We start from the raw sequence: 4,212 nt of genomic DNA on the forward strand, positions 1-4,212 counted from the left end.
AGTTCTTTGAAAGATTTACATATCAACAAGTAGTACAAGTATTAGAAATTAATACCGTCAATAACTTGAAATAAATACGAATTCTGAGCATAGAGATATAACAATTTAAACAACGAAGAGTTTGATCCTGGCTCAGGATGAACGCTAGCGACAGGCTTAACACATGCAAGTCGAGGGGCAGCATAAGGTAGCAATACTTTGATGGCGACCGGCGCACGGGTGAGTAACGCGTATGCAACCTACCTATCAGAGGGGAATAACCCGGCGAAAGTCGGACTAATACCGCATAAAACAGGGGTTCCGCATGGAAATATTTGTTAAAGAATTATCGCTGATAGATGGGCATGCGTTCCATTAGATAGTTGGTGAGGTAACGGCTCACCAAGTCTACGATGGATAGGGGTTCTGAGAGGAAGGTCCCCCACACTGGTACTGAGACACGGACCAGACTCCTACGGGAGGCAGCAGTGAGGAATATTGGTCAATGGGCGAGAGCCTGAACCAGCCAAGTCGCGTGAAGGATGAAGGATCTATGGTTTGTAAACTTCTTTTATATGGGAATAAAGTGAGGAACGTGTTCCTTTTTGTATGTACCATATGAATAAGCATCGGCTAACTCCGTGCCAGCAGCCGCGGTAATACGGAGGATGCGAGCGTTATCCGGATTTATTGGGTTTAAAGGGTGCGTAGGTGGCTTATTAAGTCAGCGGTGAAAGTTTGTGGCTTAACCATAAAATTGCCGTTGAAACTGGTTAGCTTGAGTATATTTGAGGTAGGCGGAATGCGTGGTGTAGCGGTGAAATGCATAGATATCACGCAGAACTCCGATTGCGAAGGCAGCTTACTAAACTATAACTGACACTGAAGCACGAAAGCGTGGGGATCAAACAGGATTAGATACCCTGGTAGTCCACGCAGTAAACGATGATTACTAGCTGTTTGCGATACACAGTAAGCGGCACAGCGAAAGCGTTAAGTAATCCACCTGGGGAGTACGCCGGCAACGGTGAAACTCAAAGGAATTGACGGGGGCCCGCACAAGCGGAGGAACATGTGGTTTAATTCGATGATACGCGAGGAACCTTACCCGGGTTTGAACGCATATTGACAGGGGTGGAAACATCCTCTCTAGTAATAGCAATTTGCGAGGTGCTGCATGGTTGTCGTCAGCTCGTGCCGTGAGGTGTCGGCTTAAGTGCCATAACGAGCGCAACCCTTATCACTAGTTACTAACAGGTCAAGCTGAGGACTCTAGTGAGACTGCCAGCGTAAGCTGTGAGGAAGGTGGGGATGACGTCAAATCAGCACGGCCCTTACATCCGGGGCGACACACGTGTTACAATGGTGGGGACAAAGGGCAGCTACCTGGCGACAGGATGCTAATCTCCAAACCCCATCTCAGTTCGGATCGAAGTCTGCAACCCGACTTCGTGAAGCTGGATTCGCTAGTAATCGCGCATCAGCCATGGCGCGGTGAATACGTTCCCGGGCCTTGTACACACCGCCCGTCAAGCCATGGGAGTTGGGGGTACCTAAAGTCCGTAACCGCAAGGATCGGCCTAGGGTAAAACCGATGACTGGGGCTAAGTCGTAACAAGGTAGCCGTACCGGAAGGTGCGGCTGGAACACCTCCTTTCTGGAGCTAAGAGTTCGTTATCAAGTTGACTAAAAGGTATTAGTTAACTTGTACTACGGTTGAATATGTATAAAATATAGATCTACCGGCAATAAAGTGTCGGCAAGAGAGAAAAATGATGCTGAGGGAAACCAAGGCAAAGTTGACAGTCCTATAGCTCAGTTGGTTAGAGCGCTACACTGATAATGTAGAGGTCGGCAGTTCAACTCTGCCTGGGACTACAGAATCTCTGAGAGAGAATTTTGGGGGATTAGCTCAGCTGGCTAGAGCATCTGCCTTGCACGCAGAGGGTCAACGGTTCGAATCCGTTATTCTCCACCAAAAGTTACCGAGACATCAGAAACGTAGAGTAACGAGAAGATCTTTGACATGATGGACAACGTAAAATAAAGTAACAAGAGCAAGCTGAAGATATATCAATCCGAATTACCCGTGTGGTAAGCGGAAATAAGAAAGTAAGCAAGGGCAGACGGTGGATGCCTTGGCTCTCGGAGGCGACGAAGGACGTGATAAGCTGCGATAAGCTGGGGGGAGATGCAAATAATCTTTGATCCTCAGATTTCCGAATGGGGCAACCCGGCAGGTTGAAGGCCTGTCATCCCGTAATGGGAGGCGAACGTGGGGAACTGAAACATCTAAGTACCCATAGGAGGAGAAAATAAAAATGATTCCGCAAGTAGTGGCGAGCGAACGCGGAAGAGCCCAAACCGGTATTGTTTAGGCAATACCGGGGTTGTAGGACCACGCTGTGGCAAGAAATTAGGAAAGTGGAACACTTTGGAAAAAGTGATCATAGAGGGTGAAAATCCCGTACACGACTTTCTAACGAAGCCTAGTGGTATCCTGAGTAGCGCGGAGCACGAGAAATTCTGTGTGAATTAGCGGGGCCCATCCCGTAAGGCTAAATACTCCCGAGAGACCGATAGCGAACCAGTACCGTGAGGGAAAGGTGAAAAGAACCTCGAACAGAGGAGTGAAATAGACCCTGAACCCGTCTGCCTACAAGCGGTCGGAGCAACGTAAGTTGTGACGGCGTGCCTTTTGCATAATGAACCTACGAGTTACTTTCTCCGGCAAGGTTAAGTATTTCAGATACGGAGCCGAAGCGAAAGCGAGTCTGAATAGGGCGAATTAGTCGGAGGGAGTAGACGCGAAACCAAGTGATCTACCCATGGTCAGGTTGAAGGTTAGGTAACACTAACTGGAGGACCGAACCGGTAAGCGTTGAAAAGCTTTCGGATGAACTGTGGGTAGGGGTGAAAGGCTAATCAAACTTGGAGATAGCTCGTACTCCCCGAAATGCATTTAGGTGCAGCCTTTATTTAGTATAGCATGAGGTAGAGCGACTGATTGGATGCGAGGGCTTCACCGCCTATCAAGTCCAGATAAACTCCGAATGCGTGCTATATATTGATAAGGAGTGAGGGCGCGGGTGCTAAGGTCCGCGTCCGAGAGGAGAAGAATCCAGACCATCAGCTAAGGTCCCCAAATAACAGTTAAGTTGAACTAACGAAGTCAGACTGCAGAGACAGCTAGGATGTTGGCTTGGAAGCAGCCATTCATTTAAAGAGTGCGTAACAGCTCACTAGTCGAGGAGTTTGGCGTGGATAATACTCGGGCATAAACTGTTTACCGAAGCTATGGATCCAGAGTTATGGATGGTAGGGGAGCATTCCAGTGGCGTTGAAGGTGAGGGATAACCCTTGCTGGAGTAGCTGGAAAAGCAAATGTAGGTATAAGTAACGATAAAGGAAGTGAGAAACTTCCTCGCCGAAAGACTAAGGTTTCCTGATCAACGTTAATCGGATCAGGGTAAGTCGGGACCTAAGGATAAGCCGAACGGCGATTCCGATGGAAGAATGGTTTAATATTCCCATACTACTTTATAGAGCGATGTGGAGACGGAGAAGTGACAGTCCTGCCAACTGACGGAATAGTTGGTTAAAGGGTGTAGACGTCGATCGAAGTAGGCAAATCCGCTTTGAGAGTCGAACCTGACAGTATGCCGAGTACTTGTACAAGGCAATATGGATGTAAACAGGCTCCCTAGAAAATCCGCTAAGCATATCTATAGAGTACCCGTACCGTAAACGGACACACGTAGTTGGGTTGAGAATACTGAGGCGCTCGAGTGATTCACGGTTAAGGAACTAGGCAAATTGACCCTGTAACTTCGGGATAAAGGGTCCCTGTCAGCGATGGCAGGGCGCAGAGAATAGGTCCAGGCAACTGTTTAACAAAAACACATGGCTGTGCGAAATAGAAATATGAAGTATACAGCCTGACACCTGCCCGGTGCTGGAAGGTTAAGAGGAGAGCTCATCGCAAGAGAAGGTTTGAATTGAAGCCCCAGTAAACGGCGGCCGTAACTATAACGGTCCTAAGGTAGCGAAATTCCTTGTCGGGTAAGTTCCGACCTGCACGAATGGTGTAATGATCTGGACACTGTCTCAACCGTGAGCTCGGTGAAATTGTAGTATCGGTGAAGATGCCGATTACCCGCGATGGGACGAAAAGACCCCGTGAACCTTTACTATAGCTTTACATTGAATTTGGGCAACTAATGTGTAGGATAG

The 4,212-nt window shown here is 48.1% G+C and carries 2 tRNA genes and 2 rRNA genes; all 4 read left to right on the forward strand.

The features are described from left to right. Positions 1-109: 109 nt before the first annotated feature. Positions 110-1,636, forward strand: a 16S ribosomal RNA gene (locus DXA15_RS24560). Between the two features lie 147 nt (positions 1,637-1,783). Beyond that, positions 1,784-1,857, forward strand: a tRNA-Ile gene (locus DXA15_RS24565). Positions 1,858-1,880: 23 nt separating this feature from the next. Further along, positions 1,881-1,957, forward strand: a tRNA-Ala gene (locus DXA15_RS24570). A 128-nt stretch (positions 1,958-2,085) separates the two neighbouring features. Next, positions 2,086-4,212 (forward strand): 23S ribosomal RNA (locus DXA15_RS24575); the annotation flags it as partial.

Origin of the sequence: Parabacteroides sp. AM58-2XD, from assembly GCF_003463685.1 — a bacterium.
In the GTDB taxonomy this organism is placed as follows: Bacteria; Bacteroidota; Bacteroidia; order Bacteroidales; family Tannerellaceae; genus Parabacteroides; species Parabacteroides segnis.